Genomic DNA, 25,114 nt, shown 5'->3' with positions numbered 1-25,114 from the left:
GGCCTCGATGCTCACCGCGACAGCGCATTGCGAAACGCCATATGCGGACAAATACCTCCAGCAGCTCTGCAAACATTTCGCGCACAAGGTTGAGGTGGAATATGGCGATGGGCGTGGAGAGTGCCGCTTTTCCTGCGGCACCGCCAAGATGGACGCCGGCCCGAAGGAACTGGAGATACGGGTTGAAGCTGCGGACGCCGAGGCGCTGAGCGAGACCAAGCAGGTCATCGAATCGCATCTTGTCCGCTTTGCCTTTCGCGAAAATCTGCAGCCGCTGGCCTGGCAAGGCTGAGCGGCCATTCGATCCGGAACTCGCTCATGAGATGGTTCACATCAGCCCTGTCGCTGCCCGCATTGGCTCTTTTCCTCGCTCAGGCGACAGGTACCGAAATCGAGACGGCAAAGGGACCGGTGAGCGTCGGCGAGACGCCGCAGACGCTCGCCGTCTTCGACATAGCGGCGGTCGATACGCTCGACAGCCTTGGGGTGAAGATCGCCGGCCTGCCCGAGAATCTCTACGTGCCGGAACTCGCCCGGTTAAAGGATGGCGCCGAAGTCGTCGGCACCATCTTCGAACCTGACATGGAGGCCCTGAGCGCACTGGCGCCGGACTTGATCATTCTCGGCGGGCGCTCCTCGCCGCAACTGGCCGCCACCAGCCGGATTGCGCAGACCATCGATATGACGATGGACGGCGACGACCTGTTCGCGCAGGCCAAACAGCGCCTCGCGGCGTATGGTGCCCTGGTCGACAAACAGGCCGAGGCCACCGCGCTTGCCGCAGAACTCGACGCCTTGCTCGTGTCGACACGCGAGGCAGTCAAAGGCAAGGGCAAGGCGCTGATCCTGATGACGAGCGGCCCGAAAGTGACGGCATACGGCAAGGGCTCCCGCTTCGGTTGGGTGCACGCGGCGCTCGAGCTCCCGCCTGCCGTCGAGGATGTCGAGGCCGCCACCCATGGTGAGGCGATTTCCTTCGAGTTCGTTCGCGATGCCAACCCGGACTGGCTCATCGTGCTTGACCGCGCCGCGGCGATCGGGTCGGGCGAGCAGAACGCGATGGCGACGCTCGACAACGAACTGGTGGCCGAAACCACGGCTTGGAAGAAGAAGCAGATTATCCACGTGCCGGCAGCGGATTTCTACATCGCGGCGGGCGGCGTCCGGTCGATGCAGCGCGTGCTCGAGACGATCCGAGACGCCTTCTCGCAGACGCAATGACAGCTGCCACCATCGGCCGCCCAGGCTTCGCCTTTCAGGCCATCGCCATCGCAACCCTGGCTGCGCTGTTTGTCGGCAGCCTGTTCGTCGGCGTCACCAACCTGTCCATCCGCAGCCTCGTTTCCGATCCGGAAGCCTTGCGGCTGGTGATGGTCAGCCGGCTGCCGCGCACACTGGCCGCCCTCCTGGCCGGCAGCGCACTGGCCATCGCCGGCCTTGTGATGCAGACACTTGCCCGCAACCGTTTCGTCGAGCCGGCGACGGCCGGGACCGCGCAATCGGCTGCACTCGGCATACTGGTCGTGACGCTGGTCTGGCCGAATGCCGCGCTTGGCTGGAAGGCCGCGGGTGCTGCCGCGACCGCGCTCGCGGGAACATCTTTATTTCTCATGCTTGCCCACAGGCTGCCGCCCACGCAGCCTTTCCTCGTCGCCCTTTTCGGGCTCGTTTATGGCGGCGTCATCGGTGCCGTCGCCACCTTCTTGGCCTGGAGATTGGACCTCCTGCAATATGTCGAAGTATGGATGACGGGCGAGTTTTCCGGCATCCTGCGCGGACGCTATGAACTGTTGTGGGTTGCGGGCGCGCTGGTCGCGCTGGCCTTGTGGACCGCCGACAGGTTGACGATTCTTTCGATGGGCAGGGACGCCAGCATCGGGCTTGGCCTCAACTATGCCGGCGTGCTGCGGTTCGGCCTGGTCATCGTCTCGGCCGTCACCGCGCTCATCGTGGTCGTTGTCGGGACCATCCCTTTCGTCGGTCTTGTCGTGCCCAACATCGTATCCCGCTTCGCCGGGGAAAATCTCCGCCACACCCTGCCGTGGGTCGCCGGAGGGGGCGCGGCGCTGGTGCTTGCCTGCGATATGATCGGCAGGCTGATCCGCTTCCCCTACGAAGTGCCGGTCGGCACGGTTCTTGGCGTCGTCGGCGCGGTACTTTTCCTCATCCTGTTGCTCGGCCGAAACCGCAATGACTGAAACCGCCGTGCAACGCGACATGGTGCGGCCCGATTTCCGCGTGGCGATCATGGCGGCGGCGGCATTGCTGGCCTGTCTGGCGTACATGACGATCGGCTTGCGCGGCAACCTGGCCTTTGTGCTCGAATTGCGCTCGGTCCGCCTGGCGGCCATGGTCGTGGTCGGCGTGGCGGTGGCGGTTTCGACGGTCGTGTTCCAGACCGTTTGCGCAAACCGCATCATCACCCCGTCGATCATGGGGTTGGATGCGCTCTACATCTTCTGCCAGACCGCGCTTGTCTTTACGCTGAGCGGCTTCGGTTTTGCCGGCATCGATCCCCGCTTGCACTTCCTCGGCAATTTCATGGCGATGACGTGTTTGGCGCTTGTGCTGTTCCTGCCGATGCTGCGCCGCCAATTCGATCTGACGCTGATGTTGCTGACCGGCGTCGTGCTCAGTGTACTTTTCCGCTCCCTGACGACGTTGCTGGCCAGGCTCATCGATCCCAACGATTTCGCGGTGCTGCAAGGTGCGGTCTTCGCAAGCTTCAACGCGGTGGAACCCGAACTGCTGCTGCTCGCTGCCGCGATTACGGTGGCGGGCACCTTCATCGCATGGCGGGCGCGGCATGTTCTCGATGTGCTCGCGCTGGGCTCGGACACCGCAATCGGGCTTGGCGTTGCATGGCGCGTCACCGCCGCCGGGCTTCTCGTTCTTGTCGCCGCGCTGGTGTCGGCATCAACGGCGTTGGTTGGGCCGATGGCGTTTCTGGGGCTGCTGGTCGTTTCACTCGCCCAACGCATCGTCGGTACCAACCGGCACGCCGTGCTTATTCCGGCGGCGGCGTTGACGGCGATAATCGTGCTCGTGGGCGGCCAGACCGTGCTTCAGCACGCTCTCGGGGGAGAGGGCAGCCTCGGCATCGTAGTGGAGTTCGCCGGTGGAATCGTGTTCCTTGCCATTCTGTTTGCATCGGGCCGACGATGATCGAGATTTCAGGCGTATCCCTGACCCTTGGCGGCAGCGGCATCCTCAACGATGTGAACCTTACGGTGCCGAAAGGCGGGGTCACGGCGCTTGTCGGCCCCAATGGCGCCGGCAAGTCTAGCCTGCTGTCGCTGATTGCCCGCCTGCAACCTCTCCAAAGCGGCCGCATCACCGTCGACGGACTGGCGGTCGACACGACGCCAAGCCGCGAACTGGCGAAGGTCATGGCCATCCTGCGCCAGGATCCTGGCGTCGCAAGCCGCCTGCGCGTCGCCGAACTGGTGGGTTTCGGCCGTTTCCCGCATCACCGCGGAAGATTGACGGCGCAGGACCGGGAAATCGTCGCGGCATCTCTGGAACAGTTCGACCTCGGCGATCTGTCGCTGCGCTTCATCGATACCCTATCGGGCGGACAACGGCAGCGCGCCCTTGTCGCCATGACCTTCTGTCAGGGAACGGACTACATCCTTCTGGACGAGCCGTTGAACAACCTGGACATGTTCCACGCCAGAAACCTCATGCGGACGCTGCGACGCATTGGGGACGAGCACGGAAAGACCGTGCTCATCGTGCTCCACGACATCAATCACGCGGCGGCTCATGCAGACCGGATCGTGGCAATGAAGGACGGCGCCGTCGTAGCCTCGGGGGATACCGAGGCGATCATCAGACCGGACGTCCTGGAGAGCATTTTCGGCTTTCCCATGCTGGTGGAGCGGGTCGCGGGGCGGTTGGCGGTGCTGCACCACACATGACATGTAAACCTGGTGTGTTCTGAAGAGCACAGTAGTTACAGTAGCTTGCATAAACTGGATTTTTTTTATCAACTTTATTGTCGACAACACCACGATGCGCTAAGGCAGTCGGAAGCTGGCGCGTTCGCGGCGGCGGGGGCCACAAGTTGTCGAGGGGAATTCAGTTGATGTCATCCGATATTCTGCGCGCGCTGACCGTTAGTACAGCGATGTCCTTTTTTGTGTGTCCCGACGCGCTGGCACAGTCGGCTCCGGCGCGGGAAGCGGAATCGCGAACCTCGAGCGAAGAAGAAGGAGAAAGCCCGGCTCCTGGCGGAGTGACGCAACTCGATACCGTTGTCGTTGTCGACGTGGGTGCGGGCGCGAACGCCACGGCCGGCGCCGATCTGATCACCATCGACCAGGAGGAGATCGACCGCAAGAAACCGCAGGACTTGAGGGAGGTGTTCTCCGGCGAGCCGCAAATCGCTGTAGGCGGGGCGATCCCCAGCACGCAGAAGATCTACGTCAACGGCGTCGACGAGAACAATCTGGCTGTGACCGTCGACGGGTCACGACAGAACAACAAGGTATTCCACCACAACGGCACATATCTGCTCGATCCGGCGCTCCTGAAGGCTGCATCGGTGCAGGCGGGCGTCGCACCGGCCGATGCCGGTCCAGCCGCGCTCGCAGGTTCGCTCGGGTTCGAGACCAAGGACGCTGTCGACTTGCTGGAGCCTGGCCGCAATTTCGGCGGTTTCGTCACCGGCATCTGGGACACCAACAGCGAGACATTCACCACCGGCGTGAGCGCCTTCGGCCAGCAGAACGGGTTCGAATATCTCGGCTACATCAACTACGGCCATGGTGGCAATTTCACCTCCGGCAATGGCGACGAAATGCTGGGGACGGGCACCGACCTCATCAGTGGGCTGGGCAAGATCGCCTATGAGGCTGTCGATGGCCATCGCTTCGAGCTCAGCCACGAGCAGGTGCGCGACAACGCGCTGCGTCCCTATCGCGCCAATGTCTACATCAACCGCGGCGCGGAGCCTGAAGTCCGGAACTACGACCTACAACGCCAGAACACTGTCTTCACCTATACGGATACAACACCTGAAGGATGGTGGGACCCCAAGATCGTGTTCGCTTACAGCCGCACACAGATAGGAACTCTGGAAACGGACCGCTTCGACCCCGACATTGTGTCGCCGACCGAGGGCGCGACCAGCAGCTTCAACGGCAAGGTGGAAAACCGGTTTGCGCTCGACATGGGCAGCGTCACTGCCGGCTTCGATTTCTACAACGACAAGGCCGACCTGGACTACAAGAACGCGACGGCGCCGTTCTTCACCGATGAACGCGCCACGAATGTCGGCGCCTATGCCCAGGCGCGCCTGGAGCCCTTCGACCGGGCCAGGATCTCGTTTGGGGGGCGCGCCGACCACCAATGGTTCACCGGCGTCGACGGTACGGAGTGGAAGAACGCCGGTATCAGCGGCAACATCTCGGGCGAATACGACCTGCTGCCTGAATTCCTGACGGTCAAGGCCGGCACCTCGCATGTCTGGGGCGCTGTTCCGCTGGCGGAAAACTATCTGCAGAACCCGCTCTGGACTTATGGCGGCGGCCCCGAGCCGGTGACTTCCAACAACTATACCGCCGGTCTGGAGGCGCGTTACAACGGCTTCACCTTCGAGGCGAACGTGTTCCGCACCGATATCAGCGACGCACGCCTGCCGGTATTCGGACGCGGCGCACCCGTTCCCGAACTGACGTCGATCCGAACCCTCGATCTCGTCTCCAAAGGCTGGGAAATCGGCGGACGCTACGATTGGGATGCCGGCTTCGTCAGCGTGAAATACGCCGACATCGATGCCGATGTCGACGATGTGCCCGCCGATTCCGAGATCGGCCGCTACCTGACGACGCCGCTCGGGCAGATCATCATGATCGGTGCGGGTTACACGTTCGACGACTGGGGACTGAAAGTCGGCGGCGACGTCGAGATCGCACTCGCCTACGACGGCACGATGGTGCGGCATCCGACCGATCCAACCAGCGCCAAGAAGGAACTGCCCGGCTATGAGGTGGTGAATGCTTTCCTCGAATGGACGCCGCCCTCGCGCCCGAACTTCACGTTGCGGGCGGACGCCCTCAATATCTTCGACGAAAACTACACGGACCGCGCAGCCTACGGGCAGGATTTCGACGGTGTAATGCCGCACTATGATCCCGGCCGTTCGTTCCGGTTGAGCGCCACGGCGCGGTTCTGACATCGAAAAAGGCTGGCGCGGGGAGACTCGCGCCAGCCTTTGCAATTCCGCCTGAAGTGGGGCGGTTTATGCCGCTCCGGATCGGATCGGCGCTTCTCGGTCGGCACGCAGCAAGCGCATGTTGCGCGCGTCATTGGCGAGGATGTTGAAGCAATCGCCGCCGAACCATTCCAGCGAAGCGTCGACCTCGTCGTGCTCCGGCAGTTCGTCCAGGAATTCCAGATAGTCGACGGCGCCGTCGAACAGTGCCGTCATCCCGGCCCGCCTTCCAGCTGCCGCGTAAACATTCGCCGGCTCGAACACCGCGAGATCGGCGCGCGCGCGCACATTCTTCAGATGGTAGTGCCGGATATGCGGCAGCAGGGCGCGGTGCGCGGCGATCGGATCATCGCCACCTTCCCAGACATGCAAGGTATCGAAATTGATGCCGAGGGCCGGATGGTCGACCTCCTCGATCAGTCGCTGCGTCGACGTCAGCGTATCGGCAAGCGTTCCCGGATGTGTTTCGACCAGTATCTGGCAACCCTGGTCCTGCGCCATCATGCAGGCGTCCTTGAGCCGGGCCGATAACCGCCACCGGGCTTCGGGCGATGTATCCCCGCTGGCCGATTTGCCGGCGAATGTGCGCACCTTGCCAGCCCCCCAACGGCCGGCCAGACGGCAGAGGTTCGACGTGGCGTGACGCAGCGATGCCAGATCGTCGTCAAGAGGCAGATAGTCGCTGAGCATGGGCACGGAAAGCCCGAACCCCGCCATCCACGCCGCATTGCGGTCGGTCATATGCTGCATGTTGCGCGCGTGCGCGCCCCACAGTTCGATACCCTGGAAATCGTTCGCCGCCGCCCATCGCGCAATATCTTCCAGCGACAGCAGGTGATGGCGGAACGTGATCGTGCAAAGCGACAATCTCATGCGACGGCTTCCTCCACATCGTGGCGCGGAGCATGCAGGAGGCCGCGCGTGTCGCACCACACCCTGTAGGTTTGCGCGAGACGGCCCTTCAGGGAGCGCTCCATCGCGTCCAACTCATCGAGCTTTTCGAATATTCCCGCCGCCAGGGCTTCGTCGCCTGTTCGGCTGAGCTTCATGATCGCGTAATGAAGCGCCTTGAACCCTTGGATCAGGGACTCGATATCGTCACAGATCGTTTCGAATCCGGCGTTGGAGAGCTGCAGCGATCGCCAGAAAAAGGCGAAGCCATGCTCCAGCGCGTACTTGCGGATCGAGATGACCGGCAGTTCGCGCAGCGCCGTCGACAAATCGGTCAGGTTGACACCATCACGTCCCTCGACATGCGCGCGGACGATATCGCGGGTGGCGCGTGTCAACAGATTGTCGTCCTCATGGAAGCAGGCAAGGAAGTAGTCGCGCACATCGACAGCGGACGGTTTCCTGATGTCGGCGGCGTCGAAGATGAAGCCGCCCGCAACGGTCGGCTGCATGATGGCGTCGATGACCTTCTGCCTGTCGATCCTGCCTTCCCAGCGGAAATCGGGATCGAGAACCATCCACACCTCGAGATCGTCGGTTTTCTCCAGCATCAGGTAGTGCGGGAACGGGTTCTGGTTGAACTTGTTCTCGCGCTCGGGCAGATGGAAGAGATCGAGCATGACCATCAGGTATTCGCTCGGCTTCTTGCGCTCCAGCAGTTCCAGCATCGTCGCCAGATTGCCCAACTTGGTGTCGTCTACCCGGTACCATTGGCGAATCTCTGGGCCATAGAGGCGCTCGAACCAGTCACGAAAGAAGTCGTGGTTGATTTCAGGTGCGTGGTACGCCAGCCGCCAGCTCTCATCGATGGCGAAACCCGCATCCCATACACCGAAGAAGAACAGCCGGTGATCGAGAAGTTTCTGCTTTACCGCGTGGCAGACGCTGCTGACGAAGCAGTGAACCTTGATGTCGACGTAGTCCTCGCCGTGCACGCCGATCCGCTCGGCGGCTTCCCTTTCGGCGCGGATGAGAACCAGTTCCTTGGCCGGTTCCACCTCTTCCGGATCGGTTTCGATTTCCTGGATGAACAGCCGTACGAGGTCGTCCACGGTATCAAGATCCTGGCGGCTGATGACCTCCTCGGATAATGCGATGCCGTGGTCGAGTTCGAGAGCGAGCATGATTTCGAGGATCAGAACGGAGTCGAGATAGAGATCCTCGTTCAGCCTCGCTTGAGGCGCGAAGCCATCCATATGCGGGTGGCCGAGCTTGTCGCGCAGGACGGTTTCGATCGCGCCGAATAATTGATCGTAAGTCATCACGCCGCCTCCGTCCGAGCCGCCTGGAATTCGCCCGCGTCGTGACGGGCAGCCACCTCGCGCCGGCTGATCTTGCCATTGGCTTGACGCGGGATGCGCTCGACCTGGAGGACCTCGGTCGGCATCTGGTGCGCCACCAGCCGCTCGGCGCACCATTGCCGAAGCTGCCTCTGGTCGACCGTCTGTTCGGCGCTGAACAGCAGCGCGACACGCTCGCCGGCAAATGCGTCCTGCTTGCGGAACACGACGGCATCACCAATGCCGGCGAAGGTCATGACCACGTCCTCGACTTCCTTCGGATACACGTTGAGGCCCGACACGTTGATCAGATCATCGAGGCGCGACAGGAACACCAACATGCCGTCGTCGCGGCGATAGCCGAGGTCGCGGGTCTCCACCGTCACACCTGCGTGCTGGACCGCGATCTCCTTGGGGGCGCCCTGTGTGCCAGGGCCTCGCAACGAGAAGCGCGGCAGCACATAACCGACCTCATTGGCCGCCTGAACGTCCGGATTTATCGCGATGCAGCCGGCTTCGGAGCAGCCGTATTGCTGGAACATGTGCCTGGATTTGCCGCGGATCGTTTTGAACCACGGTTCGGGCAAAAGGGTGCCGGAGGTCATCGTCGCGTGTATCTGCTCGCCGGCCGGTAGCAGTCGCGCAAGGGTATGCAGAATCGCCGGTGACGAGATCAGGTACGGCCGCTCGGTTTCGCGCAGCTTGCGCAGCAGGAATTTGGGATTGCCTGTATCCAGTATGGTCGGCATCTGGCCGCGCTTCAGCGCCATCAGTATGCCGCAGATCAGGCCATAGGAATGCGTGGTTGGACAGGCGATCAATGGCGTCATATCCTCCGGTTCAACAAATGCCGCCGTGTAACTGTCGATCTCGTCGCCGATGTCTTCCCACGGTCGCGCGATGCATTTCGGTTCGCCGGTCGTGCCGGAACTCATCTGCAAGAGCTGCCCGGGCTCGTCCGCATGCTCCTCGCAGACAGGCTCGCCTTCCTGCCGGTTGTAGAACAGCCAGTTACACTTCGCCGTCTCCGCCTGGCGGCGCGCCGCCGCATACGGCGTCGAGGGATGCAGAGGCAAGACGCTGACGCCGGCGGCGCGGGCGGCGAAGAAGAACGCCAGCCAGTCTTGTGCTTCCGAGAAGCACACCGCGAAACGCTCGCCTGCGCGCTTGTCGAGTTGCGCGGCCGCTGCCATGCGCTCCGATGCGTCATTGAAGTAGGCCTGATCAAAGACCGTATCGTTGATTCTGATCATGTATCTGTTCCTCAGGCTGCCAGGCTATTGGGGATTTCGTGGGCGCATTCCGTGCCCGGTGGCGAGAGCTTGCGCCGGAGCAGGGATTCCGTGCGCATGCGGGGCTGAAAAAGTCCGAGCGCGTCTTGCCGATCCGCCAATCCACATTCAAGCGAATGGGCTCGCATTCGGCTTCCGATATCGGACCAGATACCTGCCTCGTCGAGGCCGTAGCTGTGCCGCAGCAGATGCGAGATCTCGGCTAGGTTGTAGATGAACAGGCAATCGACGAAGAGCTCGCCCAGCATTTTGGGGTGCTCCATCCAGTAATATTCGTTGGGCGCGGCGTTGCGATAGGCCGGGTTCAAGGTGAGGAAGTCGGGAGCGATCTCGGGGTCGCGCAGGAAGCCCGGCACATATTCGACGCTGTCATGGAAGTCGCGCATCGCCAGCCGCACCGGCCACCCGTCGCGGTGGATCAGGATGAGGTTCTGGCCATGTGCTTCGGTTGCGATGCCGTGGCAAACAAGCAGGTGCCAGGCCGGCATAACCACGGTGTCGACAAGCTTATCGAGCCAGGCTTCCAGACCGTAGCGGTCGACCCAGTCGGCGACGAACGGCCGGCCGTCCTCCTCAAGCACCATCAGCGCGTTGAGTGGCACGGCGGCTTCGCCCGGCTCCAGGAAACCCGTCACGTCCTCGCGCCAGATCGCAGCGACCTGGCCTGCGAGCGGTCCGTCTCGGTCGGCGATCGTGCCGGCATATTCACCGAGGAGGGTGAGTGGGTAGCGCTCCGCAAATAGCGGATCGCCGGCGACGATGCCCTGGAGCCAGCGGCTGATCGTTGGCGCGCTGCATACCGAATGGGGTTCGACGATGCGTATGGCCGACGAGTTGACGAGGTTCATCGGCAGTTTGAGATTGGCGCGTTGCGGATGGTCATGATTAAAAAGCGTCCGCACCGATTGGCTGGCGGTGTAGCGGTCGCCGGCATGGCCGAGGAAGCCGGCGGAACCCTCGGCCAGCCAGCGCGAAAGGTCCGACTCCTGTAACGCTTTCCACTGCCAGGGGTGCAAGGGCATAAGACCGAACCGCCCTGCGTTATCGCTAAGCCGGGCACGACGCGCGTTGAGCACCGAATAGGTTTCGGCGCCTAGTTCCTGCTGCCAGAAGCCCTGTTCATCCGCGGGAAACGCCGAGTGCAGGCGCTCCGGCGCGATCGCCAGCCAGGCCAGCCGGAAGGTGTTGCCAGCTTCCGGGCCATATCCTGCATGATCGTCGACATCGAAGCCGGTGCGCGCTTTGAAGCACGGGTGATAGGGATGGCCCTCGTCCATTGCGCTGTCGAGTTGCGCAAACGGCAGATCCCGGCGCGGTCGAGGAGGAAGGTTGCTGTCGTTCCAAATGCTGAAGTCCAGCGTTTGTTCGAGTTCGAATGCGAGTTGTGCGTGACGTTCGGGACAAACTCGCGTGCTTGCCAGGAGGGCGCCGAGCGTTGCCTGCTGCCATTGACCGCTTTCGCGGTGCTCGATGGTTTCGGGAACAATCCTGATTCGGCCGAAGGCGCCGATATATCCTGAGCAGCGCATCCCGCCGCCGTCATGTCGCCATTCGAAGCGGCATTTGCTACCGCGCCAGGACACCGCGCAATCGACCAAGCCTTCATAGATTAGGGCCTCGGCCAGTTGGCGCATGACGCGCCGCTCTGGCGTGCCGTGGAGATCAAGAGGCAATGGCATGTGCCGTCTCGGCGGTCATGAACAGCCCGACGCGGCTCAGCGGATTGGGAAAATGTGTGTAGATCGTGGTGCCGTCGGCGGCCAGTTCATCAACATTCTGGAGCCGTATCGCCAGGTTGGCCTTCGCGGTGATCGTCGGCTTGTTCAGCAGTCCAGCCGCGAACTCGCCGCCAGCCCCTGTCAGTTCCGCCGCCAGCTTCTTTAGCCGCGCGCGCAGAATGCCGAGCAACTCGGCCTCGCTCGCCAGGCCGTCGTGTCCGGCACGCGCGACGACAGAGAAGATCTGGTTGACGATGAGGTAGTAGGAGAACCGTTCGCGAATTTCACGATCATCGAAGAAAAGACCGCGGATCTGGACGATCTCCGGCACCAGGCTATACCACCGTGCCTTGAAGCTGTTCGAGAGGTAGAATCCCTGGCTGTCTCGATAGAGGTATCGGCTCGGCAGCCCCCGCTGCGACAGATCCAGCAAGCTGTTCTGCTGATGTGCCTCCAGCGCGACGCCGAATCGGTCGTAGAGTTTGACCAGCGGATCAAGCGCACAATCGAGATAGCATTCGAACCAGCGCCGGCACGCTTGCCGCACGGAGACATCATGGTCATGTGCGACACGCAGGATGACGCTTTCGAACAGCGAACTGTCTCCCGGGCGCGGTTCGGCCGTCAGCGCCGACACTGTTATCACAGGATCGTTCGCCCGGCCCCGGAACGGGTTCTCGCGGAAGATGACCTCGAACCCGCTCTCTGCCTGCCCGGGAAAATCCAGCGTCAGATATGCGCTGTCGTGGAGGAAGCCGAGATGCGGATCGAAAGTGTTGATCCCGGCGCGTTGGAAAAGACGCGCCACTGCCACGCCGGCCTCCAGCTCGTGCCGGCGGTTCACGCGCTTGGAGTTGGTGATGCGGACGGGCAGCGAGAATTTCGGCATCCAGGCGGCGGCGTCACTGTAGACGGTGCGTACCGAGGAGGTTGCCGTGAACGTCGGCCCTGCCGGACCGAGATGCCGGATGTGTCCCAATGCCATCAGTTCCCGCACCGCAGGGTCGAGCATCAGCGCCTCCGCCTGGAGCGGGTGCATGGGCAGAAGCATTTCGCCGTTGCCGGCGGCGACTTTGCCGGCGTCATTTCCCAGAAGGGATTCGACGATGGAAGCCACTGGAAGGCCGGCGGAATCCGCGCGGACGAAGTCGGCGGCGGCGAAATAGGTTAGCTGAAACCGGCCGTGTAGCTCAGGGGCATAGGCGGCTTGCTGCCAGTCGGTCATGCCTTGCAGGCTTTTGGGCGTCGGATGCAGCGGATGCCCAAAATACAAGGATTGCTCCGCGGCAATGAAGCCGACCGGCGAAGACGGCGTTTCCCCGGCCGCGTCGAGATAACGTTTCGTTGCCTGGCAGCTGAGGAAAATCCTCTCGATGAGCTCCACATCGATCTGCCGGTGTGTCGCCGATCCGCCATCCCGGGCGCCGAGCACAAGCAGATGCAAGGCCAGGATGGGTTCTATCTCGCGCCAGTTCGGACCGGCATCCTGACGAATCCAGATTTGTCCAAAGAGGTGCATTCCGCACAGCGATCGGGATTTGATTTCGATGCGAAGAACCGCATGCCGCGACGGCAGGGAAATCTCGACGCAGTCGAAATTCCGTTCGCCGATGCGATGGAAAACCGGGATCCCGGGATTCAGCTCGCGCAGATAGCTGTTTGCGAAGCTTCTAAAAATTGCCTGCTCTGCTACAATCTGATTCTTGTCGATCATTCGTTGCGGACGCCATTTCACACAGAGGCCGGCCAGGCGCTCCGTACGGAGTTTCAAAGGTTTTGATGGCGCCGCGCGTGAAGAGTGGCCCTTGCTGCGTCCGCGGCTAAAACTTAACTACGATTGTCATGTTATCGCAGACAGCCGCACGGATCAACCCGTGGGGAACGGTATCCAGAGTGACGGATGCCGGTTTCATTTTTCTAGTGAGTCGACGACTAAGGATGCCAAGCTGGGGCGGTGACGCTGGTTCCGGATGTTCCGCTGCTTTCTCTCGTCGAAAACGGCGAAGGCATTCCGGGCACGCGCAACCAGCCGCCGCAAAGTCTCCGGTCTAGCCTAGACCGATATTACATTGCCTTCGGTGTCGACGGTGCAACTGACGGGTTTTCCGCCGACGTTTAGGTCCACTTGGTAGGTCTTGGCATCGAGTTTGCGCGAACTCGTCGGCAGCACCTTGCTGCTTTCGACGCCGCCGGCTTGCGCCGCCGCGTTGGCGCAAAGCAGTTGCAGGTCGGCTGGCGCAGTTTCCACCGCCGTCCTCGACATCTGGTCGGGTGTTGGCGTGCTCGTGCAGGCGCTTGCGACAGCCGCGAGGAGAACTGAACCGAGCCGTAGAACGTTGGTGCGTCGCGCAGAAAACTCCTTGTTGGTCGCAATGGTCATGATCCACCCCTCTCCGGTTTCAGAACTTCACACGCCCTTGTAGAGGGCCGCCCCCTGCATCAGCACGATCACCTTGGCCCCGACCTGGATGCGGGAATGAAGGTCGACGATGTCGTCGTTGTTCATCCGGATGCATCCGGATGACACGTCCAGTCCGATCGTCCATGGCTCCGGCGTGCCGTGGATGCGGTAGATCGTATCCTGGTCGCCTTCGTAGAGATAAAGCGCGCGCGCGCCGAGTGGGTTGTCCGGTCCTCCCGGCTGACCTTTGGCCCACTTCCTGGCGTTGGGGTCGCGGGCGACCATTTCGGCGGGCGGCGTCCAGGTCGGCCATTCGGCCGTGCGCCCCACGCGCACGATGCCTGCCCATCCGAAGCCGTCCCGACCAACGCCTATTCCGTACCGGATCGCCTTCTGGCCCGGCTGCACCAGGTAGAGAAAGTGCTGGTTTCCATCGATGATGATCGTGCCGGGCTGCTCGGCGGTCCGGAACTTGACGACCTGCATGCGAAACGATTCCGGCACCTGCTTGTGCGTCCGGTAATATTTGTACGCCTGGGTGCGATCGTAGTTCGTCCACTGCCCTGTCTTGGGGTTGTAGACCTGCGTCCCCGCCGCCAGAGCCACTCCAACGGAGAAGGCCAAGCCTGTGGCCAGCAGGATTGCAGCTTTCGCCAAAGAGAAGCGTTGCAAGCCGCCGCGACCGCCTCCCGAACACGTTTTTGCGCCCTCCGGGTTCACGTTCATGGCTTGGCCCATCCTTTGACGCGCGCATCGTTCTTGGTCACCCATTGCTGGGCGAACTCGTAAGGATCCTGACGTTCGACCTGGAGCGCGTAGCTCATCTCAGTCGACTCCTCAGGCTTGAAATCGACGCGTTCCAGGAACTTGACGATCTCGGGATGCTCCTTTCGCAATGCTGTCGCATAGGCGATGTGATAATGGGCCGTATCCCAGCCCACTGGCGCGCTCGACTTCGTTTCCCAGGCCGGATCCTCGGAAGGCAGAACGATCTGCCATTTGGCCGGATCATAGGGCGGTTCGGTGAGCCTGACGATATCGTGCAGCTTGAACACTGCATGCGGCGCGTAGCAACCAAACACCACCGGCTGCTCCGTAGCCTCCGCAGCGTCCACCGCCGCCATGCCGACATCCTCGGGCATCTCCAGCAGTGTAACCGTCTTGGCGTAGCCATAGCTGTTGGCGCGAATGCGCTCGATGGAGGTAGAGGACCAGGTCTGGGCGCCGATCCACATCTCGCCGCGCCCGTCTCCATCCGTGTCGACGGCCGCTGTCTTCTTCGGATCGCTGAGGTCGGAAATGTCCTTGATGCCGTATTTGTCGGCCGCGGTGCGGTTTGCGCAAATACCTTGCCATGCGGGCACGCCGACCGGGCTGATCGCGACCGTGCCGGCGTCGGTGACATACTGCTTGACCAGATTGTCGAGGTTGGGCAGCCAGACTTCCGGGTGAATATCGACGGTGCCCGAGTTTAGGCCGGCAAACGCGATCAGCGTGCCCATTTCGACTGCGTCGGCTTCGACCCCGAATTCTTTCTTGAGCGCCACCTTGAGTATGTTCGCCGTTGCTTGGCCCGATGACCAGTTCGGCATCGCGATGACGAGATCGGCTGCTTGTGCCCCGGCGCCAGCGAAGAGGGATGTCGACGCCGCCAGTGCCATCATTCGGAACGACTGCCACTTACTCATCAAGAAACTCCGCTTCATGCACCGGCGACCATAACCTATCAGCAATCGGCTGAAAGTGTCCTCCACAATCTGACAAGGCTACCAACTTTGATTCCAGTATGAGTTGCGGGCCCTCGAAACGTTCGCCGAACTTCGGCGACGACTATGCCGAGCGGCGGCGCAGTTTTTCCGACCCACGCGCTTCCTGTGCAGAAACCTCATTGAGGAACCGCGAGAAGATCGCATTGAACGCTTCCGGACGCTCCCAGAAGGGCGCGTGGCCGGCGCCTTCCACGACAATTGGCTCTTCCCACAGCGATGCGCAGTTGAGCGTGTTGAAAAAGCCGAGGCGGATGAAAGGATCGTTTTCTCCATTCACGAAAGCCACGGGAAATTCGGCGTCTTCGACCACTCGCTTCTGGTTGGCACCTTCACCGCTCATCATGCTTCGCGAGACGGCATTGCGCAGCCGTCCATCCGCGCGCAGGATGTCCTGAAGGAACGCAGGATTGCCCGTCTCGCCGAAGCAGAGTCGTTCGAAACGTGAGGCATCACGCTCCGAATAAATCTTCTTGGAAGCAAGCAGCATGTCCCAGTTGGCGTGGAAACCACGCAGCATTTCCAGCAGCCCTTTGGCAACGGGCGGAGCACCCGAAAGCATCAGCCCGGCGACTGCGGGATGGATGCTCGCCAGTTCGATCGCGACATGGCCGCCGAGCGACCAGCCGTAGACCGCTGCACGGCCAATGCCAAGCCGGTCGAGAACCTGGCCCGCCAAGATTGCGAGGCCGGGCAACGAATAGGCGGTTGACGGATCGCGCGCGTCTGACGACTGGCCATGGCCAGGCAGATCGAAAGCGATCAGACGGTTTGTCGCTGCAAGCGGGCTCTCGAACTGCCGCGCAAAAACCTTTCGTGAAGCGCCGGAGCCATGGATAAGCAAAACCGGCAGGCCATCTCCCGAGGTCTGGCTGATGCGGAGGTCTGCTTGCGCAGTACGGATCGTGAGGTCTGATGCGACCATTGTTTACGCGGAACTCGAAGAACTGTTCAGCCAGCTATTGCACAAGGAAGTTCAACGGCGCGTTAACTTTTGCGATTGGCGAATGGGATTACCGGAATTATCATGCCTTCGCCGGCATATTCTTCCTTCATGACGGGGTTCGGAATAAACCTGTAATAGCGTCGGTATATATGCCGACGGATTTTTTTCATGCTTGCCGGAGCGACCAGATGGCATTCTTTCTCGACCTCCTCGTTTCGGTGCTGAGCCTCGCCATCGTCGGCCAGTACACCTGGTCGATGCGGGCGCATTTCCATTCAGCGACCATGCCGCCCGGCGCAATGTTGATTTCCGCGGTGGTAATCGCGACATCGCTGTTTTTTCTCAGCATTTTGTGGATCGAGAAGCAGCCGATAGGGGCGAAGCTCGTTGGTTTCGGTTTGGAGATTGCCAGCCTTGCGCTGTTCTGGTGGGCGATTACCGCCTCGCGAGCAGCAAGGCTCCGCTTCGCATTCGATGCCGACAACCCGGATAGCCTGGTGACGGAGGGGCCGTACTTGTATGTCCGTCACCCGTTCTACACTTCATATGCAATCTTCTGGATCGGATGGGGTATAGCCACGTGGTCGATCTGGGCGGTTGTGCCGGTCGCCGGATTGATCGCCATCTACGTGGTTGCCGCCCGGGATGAGGAAAAGAAGTTCTCGACCACGGCACTGGCCGGCCCCTATGAAGCCTACCGCCAGAGGACGGGTTTCTTCTGGCCAAGGGTGAGAGGATAGGCCATCAAACTCCGCTCGAGACGTTCAGGCTTTCAATCTCCGCCAACTGAATGCCCATTTCCACGAAGGCAGTCAGTACGGAAAGGCGGTCCGCTATTGCCACTCGTGCCAGCCCGGCCAGGATGCCGGCATTAACGGCGCGGGCGGTCAAAGGCGTTCGTGGATATGCAGCCGTGCTGTCACCGCTCCGCCCCGTTGCCAAGGCGATCCAGACTGCGGGGCTCTGTTGGTCGGTCGCCGTCGCTTCGTCCAACGCAACATGGTACCGGTATTCCAGTGGTTCACTGATCCAGTCGTGAACAAGCGCCAGCAACCGGTGATCCTGTTCTTCTAGCAGCTCCGACAACTGGCTCAGGCACTCATGCCCCCACCAGATCGCGGCTCGGCCAGGCAGCAGGTATGCACAAAACGTAATTGCCTCCTCAGGTACCTTGCTCGCGAGCAGGGCGCGGCAGAATTCAAGTGAGGGTTGATCGTTTGGTGCGGCGATCATGTCTTGAGAGGCCGCCGGATACGCTGTGAAAAGATCAATTGCCGTCTTGAACCGGAGCCCATTGACCATCGTTGCGATGCCTTCCCGCTAGATCAGCCGACACCCGGTGCCGGATGCACGCTCGCTTAAGTTGACGCAGGTGCCAAATCGTTAGCCGCCAATCAGAGATTGGACTGAAGCGTATCCCGATTTATTTTCAAGCAAAAATCCAAATTTCCGAGACCATAGTCAAAATCAGGTTCTGAAAATATCATTGGTAACGTGTGCAAGACACTGAAAACACTCGTCTATGAGATTCGCTTTATGTCTTAGGGAACGCTGCCGAGGAGGCCGGTAGAAATCATGACGCAGTTTGTGGCTCGGACGTTGTGTCATGCATATCAGCGGAGGCGTGTCCATGACTGAACGATCAGCGTTTTGGTTGACAGGAAATCTTCATCGAATTACTTTAGCTATTCCCGTCCGTTGTTAGTCGGATTCTCAAACTGGAGACACCGCTATGCGGGTAAGTACTTCGGTCATTGTGCTGTTATCAGCGCTAACATCTTCAACTGCATTGGCTGATCCGCTTCAGTCTTCGGAAGACATCGTCAAATTTTTCGCCAACGCGGCGGATTTGGGCGCCGCGCGCGGAATATGCGTCGGCACCGAAGACGAATGCAAAAGCAAGGCTGAACAGCCTGTGCAAACAGGCCTCGATATGTCGGTCAATTTCGAACTCGATTCGGCGGATTTGGTCCCGGACGCTCGGGTCAAACTCGGCGAATTTGCTAAGGCATTGAAGGATAATCGCCTGAAGGCGCATACCTTTGTCGTCGAAGGCCATACTGACGCCTCTGGTTCGGAAGTTTACAATGAAGGGCTTTCGCAACGGCGCGCGCAATCGGTGACTGCATTCCTTCTGTCCAGCGGCATCGAACCCTCTCGCATCAATGCGATCGGCATGGGCGAAACGCATCCGCGCAATGCCAACCCGTACGACCCGGTCAACCGGCGGGTCGAAATGCGGATCAAGATTCAGTAATTCTCCGGTGCCGGTGTTAGCTGCGCGGTTCGTAAAGACGATCCCGCCGCGGTGGGCGTGATCGTTCAAATCGTGTTCTTTACGGATTCCACGAGCGCGGCGATCGCCTTCTTGTATTTTTCGAACTCCGGCGAGGTCTGCCTGACTTCCGTCGTGACGGTGGTTGATGGCTGTGGCGTAAATGTGCTGCGACCGCTCATCTTCCGCTCGGCCCAACTGGCAACGTAACTCGCATTCTTGCCAGTAAGGAACGGATTAGCCTGGATGACCGACGACCCGAGGAGGTTGACGAGCATGGACTCGCCCGGCGCCGAGAGCACAACGTGCGCGCCTTCCATGCCGAGGAAATGGCAAAGGTAGAGCCGTCCGGCGGTGATCTGATGACCTCGCGCCTTGAGATAGGCTTCGCCTTCCCGCGCCAGGTTGCGCACCATTTCACGCGAGATTGTCGGATCGAAACGCAAGGCGAGGAGTTCGTCGCGCGAAAGACTGCGCGCAAGATCCGGCCGGTAGGTGTTCATCATCCTGATCCAGGTGGATGAGATGAACTGGCCGAGGCCGGTCGCTGACGACAGCGGATTCTTGGCGCGGGCGCTGCCGCCGCTTTCGACGTGGATGATGCGGTTGGTCAACGCCTCGACCGCGGAATCGTCCGATGCGACGACCGTTACCGTACCCAATGGATCGATCGCCTGACTGTTTTGATAGAGTTCGAAATGAAGATGCGGACCTGTCGACAGGCCGGTGGTACCGATATAGCCGATGATATCGCCGGCCTTGACGACGGTACCGACGCTCGTGTTCGCCGCAAAGCGCGACATATGCGCATAGCGCGTCTCGCGGCCGTTCGCGTGGGAAATGCGTACCAGATTGCCGTAACCTCCGCCGTTGCCCTGGAAGACGATCTCGCCGTCGAACGCCGCGGAAATCGGGGTGCCTGTGGGCGCCGCCCAATCGACACCCTTGTGGATGCGGACGGTACCCAGGATCGGGTGCTTGCGCGGGCCGAAAGTGGAAGTCATGACTCCGCTGACAGGTGTGACCATGCCGTTGGTGACGGTCAGCGAATGAACCTGGTCGTCGCCTGTGACACAGGCAAACTCGCGGTTGCTTTGCTGGAAGACGAAACATTCGAGAGTTTTGTCGGCACCGTGGACACCGGCGTACAGTACACGTCCGGCAGCGCCGTCCTCGCCACGCGCAGTCTGCGAATAGATGAGCACCAGGCGCTCGTTATAGGTGGCGAAGGCATTCAAATCCTGACCGCGTGACAGATACATGATCGCTTCGCCGATCACGCCAGTCGGCACGTTGTTGCGGGCGGCGGTTGAATAGATTGCATCGAGAAGCCGGTATTGCCGTTTATGCGCTCCTTCTTCGGGGGCGCCGGAATAGTTGAACAAGTCATCGCGTACCCACGGATCGACGCCTGATACGAAGGTGCCCGCCGAATTGCGCGCGAGTGTGCCGACGAACGTGTTCTTGGCGTAGATCGAGATCTGCATCAGCGAAGGCGTCAATGTCTCTCGCCTCGACCGGTACCCGCGCATGGCGACGACATAGCCGGGCTCCAGACTTTCCCGCTTGAAAAGCAACTTCATCGCTTCACCAGCCAGCTTGGCTTCTTCGGCAGTGAAATGCCCCTCGATGACGACGCTGTCCAAACTGCGGTTGCTGAGAATTTTCACGAAGATGTCTTCGGTCATCTCGAATCGTTCGAATTCGGGAGTTACCGTCGCGACGTTGGTGTTGTTCTCGATCTCGGTTTTCTGGAAGGCGGGAAGGTCGGCTTCGCCCGCATCGATGGTTTCACCCCAGCCTGCGCTTGGATCGACGAAAGAATCGGTTGCCGGTTCGGAATCGTCCGCATCCGCATCTTCTATCGATGGTTGGAGATCGATCTGCAAATCATCCGCCGGTGCTGATACGGCAGTTCTTTGTGCCTGGAAGAACGCGAAATCCTCCTGCGACGAAGGTATAGTGGTCATGAAGCGTTCGCTGGAACTCAGCATGGCATCCGACAGGATCTCGATCTGCGGCGATATTCCATCGATGGCGAGGTCCGCCGGCCTTGCGATCGACCTGCCCTTCGTCGCGGTGGCGCTGTCGCGCGAAAGGTTGATCCACATCGGATCACCCGCCAGGTCGACGATCGCCGGCACATAAACCGGCGCGTCCGCTGGCATGTCATCGCTTCCTTCTGTTGCCTCCAGTTCTTCGTCGTAATCGCCGAACGACCAGTAGTCCGCTGTCAAATACAGTGAGGTGGCGATCGACAGCAGTGCGAAGACACCGAACCCGAGGAAGACTTTGCGCCAGCGCGCCCGCTTTCGCCGCGCCGCAAGCGCCTGCTTTCGCAACCGGAAACTGGCGTCGATGTCGTGCGTCATGGACTGCGCCCGGTCAGGAAGAAGGTCCACCGGATCTGTTCAAGCGTGTCGATCTCATAAAACCGTGCTGCTATGTGACCTCGCTGCCAGCACTCTTCGATACCGCGGATACTGAAGCGCCGGCGCTCGATACACATGTCTGTCGAACCGCTCAGGATCGCGTGCCCGAAAACATCGGTTGCATAGACGTAGATGTAGCGGTTGGTCAGTTCCTCGCGGATGACGTTGACGCATTGATTTGCGCCGATCGTCCACCATCCGTCCGTCTGGAATGCGGTGTCGATCTCCTGGCCGACAGCAAGATTGACGACATCGAGCGTCTGATTGCAGACCGTGAATTCTGCCCGCGCCTCTCCCTGCAACAGCAAGGTTGCCAGAAACGCCATGACCATGGTGGTGAGTCTTGGGATATCCATTAGAGCGGTGAGCGGCCCGGCAGAGTTATTCCGGTTTTCCTGCGAGGTGGCGGAGTGGCCGAACGGATGCGGGTGACCAAGTGCCATGGGTGCCCATGCTACCCGCCAAGCCGGAAATATTTGGCCGTCGCGGAAAACTCGAGCCCCTTTTCCTGGATTTCAGCAAGGATTTTGGGCAGCGCGACGGCCGCTGGCGTCGGGTTTGAGAATGTGGCGGTGGCGATGTCACTGCCCCCCGTGACGGCGAGTATTATCTGAGGAACGGCCTTCCCCGCAGCCTGATCTGTGGCGCCGAGGCCGATCGGAATACTGAACGTCGCCCTCCCGGACTCTACGACGACGCGCTCATCAAGGTTGAATGCCATTCCTTTGTGATCGATCAGAATCAGGCTGGACTTTAACCCGCCAAGGGTTTCAAGCGTGCCGCTGATCGGCGACCCATTCGGCACCGATGTTCGGTCGAGTGTAAGGTGTGGCTTGTCCGCCGCTGTTGCGCCAAGCGTGCGCAAGAATTGTGTAACCTGGCATTGCGCAGGCTCGATCAGCCGGACATTGACATCCGGCTCAATACCAAATTGTCCGCGAAAAGCTTCCATCATCTGCATGAATGGTTCGACCGCAGTGCCAAATCCTTCGATCTCGATGGCCTTGTCGGTCGCCCCGGTCGCCGACGCATAGAAACAGTCTCCACCGCTATAATTGCGCAGCCAGGATATGCGTTCGGCAACGTCGTCGATGGCGTCTGTCGCCGGAATCTCCGGCTTTGGAATATTCATTGCCGTCGTTGTTTCCTGCTGCTCGCTATTTGCAGGCTGCTCGTCGGTCGATCCTGGTCCCTTGACGAGATCGGACTCGCCGGTCGGTGGAATGGAGGCCGACGTTTCGATTTCGGGGGGTGCAGTTTTGTCAGCTTGCGGACGTTCGGTCTCAGTCGTGTCCGTCTGGCGTGACGGTTGCGCCGATATCTCAGGAGCTGCGGTTTTTGCATTGCTCTCGGGTGCTTGAACGGCCACGCGACTTTGCTCATTTGCGGTGGTCGACTCCTCTACCGGCGAAACCGGGACGTCTGCTTTCTCTACCGGTGGAACCGGGACATCTGCTTTCTCTATCGGGGCCGGAGTATCCGCGATCTTGTCGGTCGGCGGCGGAGCATCTTGAGCGGTTGCAATATCCGTTTGGTTCGCTGGAGGTGACGGATCCGGCGTTTCGGCTTGGGTCTTGGATGGTGCCGCACTTTCAGCCGCCTCGTTGTCCGGCACAGCGGTTTCGGTTTTGGGCGGTGTGGAAAGGTTGGGCGTCAGCTGCGATATTTCGCCGGTATCCGTGGCGGGAGGCGACGTCAGGAATCCTGCCAGCCAGGCGCCTCCACCAAGCAGTAGGACCACTGCCGCCGCCGATGCGATCGCGATATTCCGTTTCCGGCCAGGCCGTTCTCCCGCAGGCTTTTGGGGTAGTGGCGTAGGGGGAGGCATACGTCGCGGTTGCGATAAATGCGCCGGCCGCATATGCGGTACGAAAGGGGGCACCTCCGTCCTCGGTGGCGCAGCCAAGGCATGCGCATCCTCGGGGATTTCGGAAGAGGATGAGTCGACCCAGGGATCGCGGGAAGTGGGTTGCTTGGTTTGCGGCCTGACGGTTGATCGATCGCGCTGGCTGGCCGATCTCGGCGCCAGCGTGCCGTCGAGGTCCATGTCGTCCCGCGTCATCCTGGCTATTTCGGCGGCGGTCGGACGATCCATGGGATCGGGCTGCAACATAGTTTCGATCATCGGCCGCAGATCGTCATCGATGTCGGACAGGTCGGGAACGCTTCGGCGTTTCTCGACGATTTCGAATTGCGAACCGCTCATCTCAAGCGGCTTTCCGCGCAGCACCGCCGCCAGAACAAGCCCCAGACTATAGATGTCCGATCGTTCGCTTACCTCGCCGCCGCAGAGCCCCAACTGCTCGGGAGAGACGTAATTGTATTTGCCGGCGAATTTTCCACCGATCAATGTTTCGCCTCCCACCGTCGCCGAGCGGGCGATGCCGAAGTCGATGATCTTTGCCCGCTCGACCCTGCCTCCCGGCAAAATGACGTTGTCTGGAGAGAGATCACGGTGCACGGCACCTGCTTCGTGGACGAAGCTCAGGCCCGAGGCGAGGCGATGGCACAACCTGCGCACATCATCGGTCGGCATGGGACCGCGACGTATGATGTCGAACAGCGACTCGCCGTTCACGAATTCCATCGCGAGATACGGACGACCGATTCCGGGGTCTATGGTGAACACGTGGTATCGCACGATCGCGTCGTGCGACAGATGATTGAGGATGGACGCTTCCTTGCGGAAGAGCGACAGGATGGTCTGGTCGCGAGCAAACTCCGGCAGCACGATCTTTATGGCAACATGATCGCCGGTCTGGATGTTATGCCCGCGAAAGACCTCGCCCATTCCTCCGGAAGCAATGCGCTCATCGAGTTCGTAGATGCCGCTGAGCTGGGTGCCGACATCGGTGTTGGCCATGTCAGGCAAGATTCGTGTCTTGTCGTCGGCACTCATCGATCCCGACTCCCCGACACCGATAGACCCGAACCGGGAAAGCGGCCGTTGTGTCCATCTCGAATCCGCACAAGCACTATGGTGACGTTGTCGGTTCCGCCGCGTGCGAGCACTGCCGCGAGCAGTTTCTCGCATGCTGCCTTCGGTGCAGCTGATGCCACCGCCGCCTCGATCTCGGCGTCGGTGACATGGGCTGTCAGGCCGTCGGTGCTGAGGACAAAAACATCACCCGGTAAGATTTCCCCCTGCTGGAAATCGACGACGATTTCATCACTGACGCCGACTGCCCGGGTGATGACGTTGCGGCGTGGCCAGGTTCGCGCTTCGGTAGGACTGATCATGCCGCGGTCGAGAAGCTCCTGGACTTCGGTGTGGTCACGCGAAATCTGTGAGATCGCGCCGTTGCGAACCAGGTAGACACGGCTGTCGCCAGACCACAGGCAGGCAAACCTGCCATCCATGGCCAGGAGGGCTGCAACTGTCGAGCCAATCGTGACCCCTCGCGCCTCGGAGATACCGCGTATTTCTGCATGAGCCCGGCTCAGGCGATCCTCGAAGCGGGCGCGAAGATCCGGCGCGGAACTTGCGATACCGACGGTCGCCAGGTGCTCCACGATGCTGGCAGAAGCAACCTCACCAGCGTCATGTCCACCCATTCCGTCCGCAACCAGCCAAAGCCCACTCTGAGGCTCCATCAGATAGCTGTCCTCATTGAGCTGGCGCACGCAGCCCTTATGGCTCACGCCGTAGCTTTCGAAGGGGAGGGTGGCATCTTTCAAATTGCCTCCTGGCGTTCTCGACGCTGTCCGCGGCGCTCTATCCGGCACGCTGCATGCCAGTCTGCCACACGCAAGAACATTAGAGTATAGAAATTAAGTCGAGCCGTGGTTTGAGCGGTGGATGCGGTATCTTTGCCGCAGTCTGAATTCATAGTTCA

At 60.8% G+C, this 25,114-nt stretch carries 23 protein-coding genes; 9 read left to right on the top strand and 14 right to left on the bottom strand.

The window, feature by feature from the left end; all coding sequences use genetic code 11:
- Positions 1 to 7: 7 nt before the first annotated feature.
- The 6 genes from OHD58_RS23360 (at position 8) to OHD58_RS23335 (ending at position 6,178) form a co-directional block, all read left to right on the top strand.
- Positions 8 to 292 carry a DUF2218 domain-containing protein gene (locus OHD58_RS23360; RefSeq protein WP_263805956.1) on the top strand — a complete coding sequence of 95 codons (285 nt, stop codon included), beginning with the start codon at positions 8 to 10 and terminating at the stop codon, positions 290 to 292.
- A gap of 26 nt (positions 293 to 318) precedes the next feature.
- The gene (locus OHD58_RS23355) at positions 319 to 1,221 is read left to right on the top strand and encodes a siderophore ABC transporter substrate-binding protein (protein ID WP_263805955.1); all 903 of its coding nucleotides are present in this window, start codon (positions 319 to 321) and stop codon (positions 1,219 to 1,221) included.
- Positions 1,218 to 2,198 carry an ABC transporter permease gene (locus OHD58_RS23350; RefSeq protein WP_263805953.1) on the top strand — a complete coding sequence of 327 codons (981 nt, stop codon included), beginning with the start codon at positions 1,218 to 1,220 and terminating at the stop codon, positions 2,196 to 2,198. Before OHD58_RS23355 ends, OHD58_RS23350 begins: the two co-directional genes overlap by 4 nt.
- A complete protein-coding gene (locus OHD58_RS23345) occupies positions 2,191 to 3,165 on the top strand; it encodes an iron chelate uptake ABC transporter family permease subunit (protein WP_263805952.1) in 975 nt (324 codons plus the stop codon). The genes OHD58_RS23350 and OHD58_RS23345 overlap by 8 nt, the downstream gene beginning before the upstream one ends.
- A complete protein-coding gene (locus OHD58_RS23340) occupies positions 3,162 to 3,920 on the top strand; it encodes an ABC transporter ATP-binding protein (protein ID WP_263805951.1) in 759 nt (252 codons plus the stop codon). The genes OHD58_RS23345 and OHD58_RS23340 overlap by 4 nt, the downstream gene beginning before the upstream one ends.
- Positions 3,921 to 4,087: 167 nt before the next feature.
- Positions 4,088 to 6,178 carry a TonB-dependent receptor domain-containing protein gene (locus OHD58_RS23335; RefSeq protein WP_263805949.1) on the top strand — a complete coding sequence of 697 codons (2,091 nt, stop codon included), beginning with the start codon at positions 4,088 to 4,090 and terminating at the stop codon, positions 6,176 to 6,178.
- A 66-nt stretch (positions 6,179 to 6,244) separates the two neighbouring features.
- On the opposite strand, the gene OHD58_RS23330 is transcribed toward OHD58_RS23335, so the two are convergent.
- The 5 genes from OHD58_RS23330 to OHD58_RS23310 are packed head-to-tail and all read right to left on the bottom strand — an operon-like array spanning position 6,245 to position 12,731.
- Positions 6,245 to 7,090, bottom strand: a complete 846-nt coding sequence (locus OHD58_RS23330) for a sugar phosphate isomerase/epimerase family protein (RefSeq protein ID WP_263805948.1) — start codon at positions 7,088 to 7,090, stop codon at positions 6,245 to 6,247.
- Entirely contained in the window at positions 7,087 to 8,430 is a 1,344-nt protein-coding gene (locus OHD58_RS23325; protein WP_263805947.1) for a DUF6005 family protein, read from the bottom strand. The genes OHD58_RS23330 and OHD58_RS23325 overlap by 4 nt, the downstream gene beginning before the upstream one ends.
- Entirely contained in the window at positions 8,430 to 9,701 is a 1,272-nt protein-coding gene (locus tag OHD58_RS23320; protein WP_263805946.1) for an AMP-binding protein, read from the bottom strand. Before OHD58_RS23320 ends, OHD58_RS23325 begins: the two co-directional genes overlap by 1 nt.
- Before the next feature lie 11 nt (positions 9,702 to 9,712).
- The gene (locus OHD58_RS23315) at positions 9,713 to 11,419 is read right to left on the bottom strand and encodes an IucA/IucC family protein (protein WP_263805945.1); all 1,707 of its coding nucleotides are present in this window, start codon (positions 11,417 to 11,419) and stop codon (positions 9,713 to 9,715) included.
- Positions 11,403 to 12,731 (bottom strand): IucA/IucC family protein, encoded by a 1,329-nt coding sequence (locus OHD58_RS23310; protein WP_318528287.1) that lies wholly within the window; start codon positions 12,729 to 12,731, stop codon positions 11,403 to 11,405. The genes OHD58_RS23315 and OHD58_RS23310 overlap by 17 nt, the downstream gene beginning before the upstream one ends.
- Here OHD58_RS23310 and OHD58_RS30625 point away from each other — a divergent pair.
- Positions 12,717 to 13,238 (top strand): hypothetical protein, encoded by a 522-nt coding sequence (locus OHD58_RS30625; protein WP_318528286.1) that lies wholly within the window; start codon positions 12,717 to 12,719, stop codon positions 13,236 to 13,238. The genes OHD58_RS23310 and OHD58_RS30625 overlap by 15 nt on opposite strands.
- 273 nt (positions 13,239 to 13,511) lie before the next feature.
- Here the strand turns inward: OHD58_RS30625 and OHD58_RS23305 are convergent, their stop codons facing one another.
- From OHD58_RS23305 to OHD58_RS23290, 4 genes are all read right to left on the bottom strand, one after another.
- Positions 13,512 to 13,838: a hypothetical protein gene (locus OHD58_RS23305; protein WP_263805942.1), complete on the bottom strand. Its 327-nt coding sequence runs from the start codon at positions 13,836 to 13,838 to the stop codon at positions 13,512 to 13,514.
- Between the two features lie 27 nt (positions 13,839 to 13,865).
- Positions 13,866 to 14,585 carry a L,D-transpeptidase gene (locus OHD58_RS23300; RefSeq protein WP_263805940.1) on the bottom strand — a complete coding sequence of 240 codons (720 nt, stop codon included), beginning with the start codon at positions 14,583 to 14,585 and terminating at the stop codon, positions 13,866 to 13,868.
- Positions 14,582 to 15,547, bottom strand: a complete 966-nt coding sequence (locus OHD58_RS23295) for a glycine betaine ABC transporter substrate-binding protein (RefSeq protein ID WP_263805939.1) — start codon at positions 15,545 to 15,547, stop codon at positions 14,582 to 14,584. Before OHD58_RS23295 ends, OHD58_RS23300 begins: the two co-directional genes overlap by 4 nt.
- A gap of 142 nt (positions 15,548 to 15,689) precedes the next feature.
- Positions 15,690 to 16,550 (bottom strand): alpha/beta fold hydrolase, encoded by an 861-nt coding sequence (locus OHD58_RS23290; RefSeq protein ID WP_263805938.1) that lies wholly within the window; start codon positions 16,548 to 16,550, stop codon positions 15,690 to 15,692.
- On the opposite strand from OHD58_RS23290, the gene OHD58_RS23285 reads away from it, so the two are divergent.
- Positions 16,541 to 17,311 carry a methyltransferase family protein gene (locus OHD58_RS23285; RefSeq protein WP_263805937.1) on the top strand — a complete coding sequence of 257 codons (771 nt, stop codon included), beginning with the start codon at positions 16,541 to 16,543 and terminating at the stop codon, positions 17,309 to 17,311. The two genes, OHD58_RS23290 and OHD58_RS23285, sit on opposite strands and share 10 nt — an antisense overlap.
- A gap of 4 nt (positions 17,312 to 17,315) precedes the next feature.
- Here the strand turns inward: OHD58_RS23285 and OHD58_RS23280 are convergent, their stop codons facing one another.
- Entirely contained in the window at positions 17,316 to 17,873 is a 558-nt protein-coding gene (locus OHD58_RS23280) for a DUF6931 family protein (RefSeq protein ID WP_263805936.1), read from the bottom strand.
- A 430-nt stretch (positions 17,874 to 18,303) separates the two neighbouring features.
- Between OHD58_RS23280 and OHD58_RS23275 the strand changes: the two genes are divergently transcribed.
- Positions 18,304 to 18,828: an OmpA family protein gene (locus OHD58_RS23275; RefSeq protein WP_263805935.1), complete on the top strand. Its 525-nt coding sequence runs from the start codon at positions 18,304 to 18,306 to the stop codon at positions 18,826 to 18,828.
- A 65-nt stretch (positions 18,829 to 18,893) separates the two neighbouring features.
- Here OHD58_RS23275 and OHD58_RS23270 read toward each other — a convergent pair whose 3' ends face one another.
- The 4 genes from OHD58_RS23270 to OHD58_RS23255 form a co-directional block, all read right to left on the bottom strand.
- On the bottom strand, positions 18,894 to 21,218 hold the full coding sequence (locus OHD58_RS23270) for a M23 family metallopeptidase (RefSeq protein WP_263805934.1): 2,325 nt from the start codon (positions 21,216 to 21,218) through the stop codon (positions 18,894 to 18,896).
- Positions 21,215 to 21,610, bottom strand: coding sequence for a DUF1036 domain-containing protein (locus OHD58_RS23265; RefSeq protein WP_318528290.1), 396 nt, complete (start codon positions 21,608 to 21,610; stop codon positions 21,215 to 21,217). The genes OHD58_RS23270 and OHD58_RS23265 overlap by 4 nt, the downstream gene beginning before the upstream one ends.
- A 122-nt stretch (positions 21,611 to 21,732) precedes the next feature.
- On the bottom strand, positions 21,733 to 24,177 hold the full coding sequence (locus OHD58_RS23260; RefSeq protein ID WP_263805932.1) for a serine/threonine-protein kinase: 2,445 nt from the start codon (positions 24,175 to 24,177) through the stop codon (positions 21,733 to 21,735).
- A complete protein-coding gene (locus tag OHD58_RS23255; RefSeq protein WP_263805930.1) occupies positions 24,174 to 24,956 on the bottom strand; it encodes a PP2C family protein-serine/threonine phosphatase in 783 nt (260 codons plus the stop codon). The genes OHD58_RS23260 and OHD58_RS23255 overlap by 4 nt, the downstream gene beginning before the upstream one ends.
- Positions 24,957 to 25,114 lie beyond the last annotated feature (158 nt).

Origin of the sequence: Mesorhizobium sp. ZC-5 (genome assembly GCF_025753855.1) — a bacterium.
Taxonomy (GTDB): domain Bacteria; phylum Pseudomonadota; class Alphaproteobacteria; order Rhizobiales; family Rhizobiaceae; genus Neomesorhizobium.
The sequence above is the reverse complement of the archived record's forward strand: the minus strand, read 5'-3'. Positions and strand labels throughout refer to the sequence as shown.

What these genes read in the sequence shown, in the direction of transcription:
- OHD58_RS23345 (WP_263805952.1), top strand. Translation starts at nt 2,191, where the DNA reads ATGACTGAAACCGCCGTGCAACGCGACATGGTGCGGCCCGATTTCCGC.
- OHD58_RS23335 (WP_263805949.1), top strand. Translation starts at nt 4,088, where the DNA reads ATGTCATCCGATATTCTGCGCGCGCTGACCGTTAGTACAGCGATGTCC.
- OHD58_RS30625 (WP_318528286.1), top strand. Translation starts at nt 12,717, where the DNA reads ATGCCCAAAATACAAGGATTGCTCCGCGGCAATGAAGCCGACCGGCGA.
- OHD58_RS23330 (WP_263805948.1), bottom strand. Translation starts at nt 7,090, where the DNA reads ATGAGATTGTCGCTTTGCACGATCACGTTCCGCCATCACCTGCTGTCG.
- OHD58_RS23300 (WP_263805940.1), bottom strand. Translation starts at nt 14,585, where the DNA reads ATGAACGTGAACCCGGAGGGCGCAAAAACGTGTTCGGGAGGCGGTCGC.
- OHD58_RS23340 (WP_263805951.1), top strand. Translation starts at nt 3,162, where the DNA reads ATGATCGAGATTTCAGGCGTATCCCTGACCCTTGGCGGCAGCGGCATC.
- OHD58_RS23325 (WP_263805947.1), bottom strand. Translation starts at nt 8,430, where the DNA reads ATGACTTACGATCAATTATTCGGCGCGATCGAAACCGTCCTGCGCGAC.
- OHD58_RS23275 (WP_263805935.1), top strand. Translation starts at nt 18,304, where the DNA reads ATGCGGGTAAGTACTTCGGTCATTGTGCTGTTATCAGCGCTAACATCT.
- OHD58_RS23260 (WP_263805932.1), bottom strand. Translation starts at nt 24,177, where the DNA reads ATGAGTGCCGACGACAAGACACGAATCTTGCCTGACATGGCCAACACC.
- OHD58_RS23295 (WP_263805939.1), bottom strand. Translation starts at nt 15,547, where the DNA reads ATGAGTAAGTGGCAGTCGTTCCGAATGATGGCACTGGCGGCGTCGACA.
- OHD58_RS23315 (WP_263805945.1), bottom strand. Translation starts at nt 11,419, where the DNA reads ATGCCATTGCCTCTTGATCTCCACGGCACGCCAGAGCGGCGCGTCATG.
- OHD58_RS23270 (WP_263805934.1), bottom strand. Translation starts at nt 21,218, where the DNA reads ATGACGCACGACATCGACGCCAGTTTCCGGTTGCGAAAGCAGGCGCTT.
- OHD58_RS23355 (WP_263805955.1), top strand. Translation starts at nt 319, where the DNA reads ATGAGATGGTTCACATCAGCCCTGTCGCTGCCCGCATTGGCTCTTTTC.
- OHD58_RS23290 (WP_263805938.1), bottom strand. Translation starts at nt 16,550, where the DNA reads ATGGTCGCATCAGACCTCACGATCCGTACTGCGCAAGCAGACCTCCGC.
- OHD58_RS23350 (WP_263805953.1), top strand. Translation starts at nt 1,218, where the DNA reads ATGACAGCTGCCACCATCGGCCGCCCAGGCTTCGCCTTTCAGGCCATC.
- OHD58_RS23280 (WP_263805936.1), bottom strand. Translation starts at nt 17,873, where the DNA reads ATGGTCAATGGGCTCCGGTTCAAGACGGCAATTGATCTTTTCACAGCG.
- OHD58_RS23305 (WP_263805942.1), bottom strand. Translation starts at nt 13,838, where the DNA reads ATGACCATTGCGACCAACAAGGAGTTTTCTGCGCGACGCACCAACGTT.
- OHD58_RS23285 (WP_263805937.1), top strand. Translation starts at nt 16,541, where the DNA reads ATGCGACCATTGTTTACGCGGAACTCGAAGAACTGTTCAGCCAGCTAT.
- OHD58_RS23320 (WP_263805946.1), bottom strand. Translation starts at nt 9,701, where the DNA reads ATGATCAGAATCAACGATACGGTCTTTGATCAGGCCTACTTCAATGAC.
- OHD58_RS23360 (WP_263805956.1), top strand. Translation starts at nt 8, where the DNA reads ATGCTCACCGCGACAGCGCATTGCGAAACGCCATATGCGGACAAATAC.
- OHD58_RS23265 (WP_318528290.1), bottom strand. Translation starts at nt 21,610, where the DNA reads ATGGTCATGGCGTTTCTGGCAACCTTGCTGTTGCAGGGAGAGGCGCGG.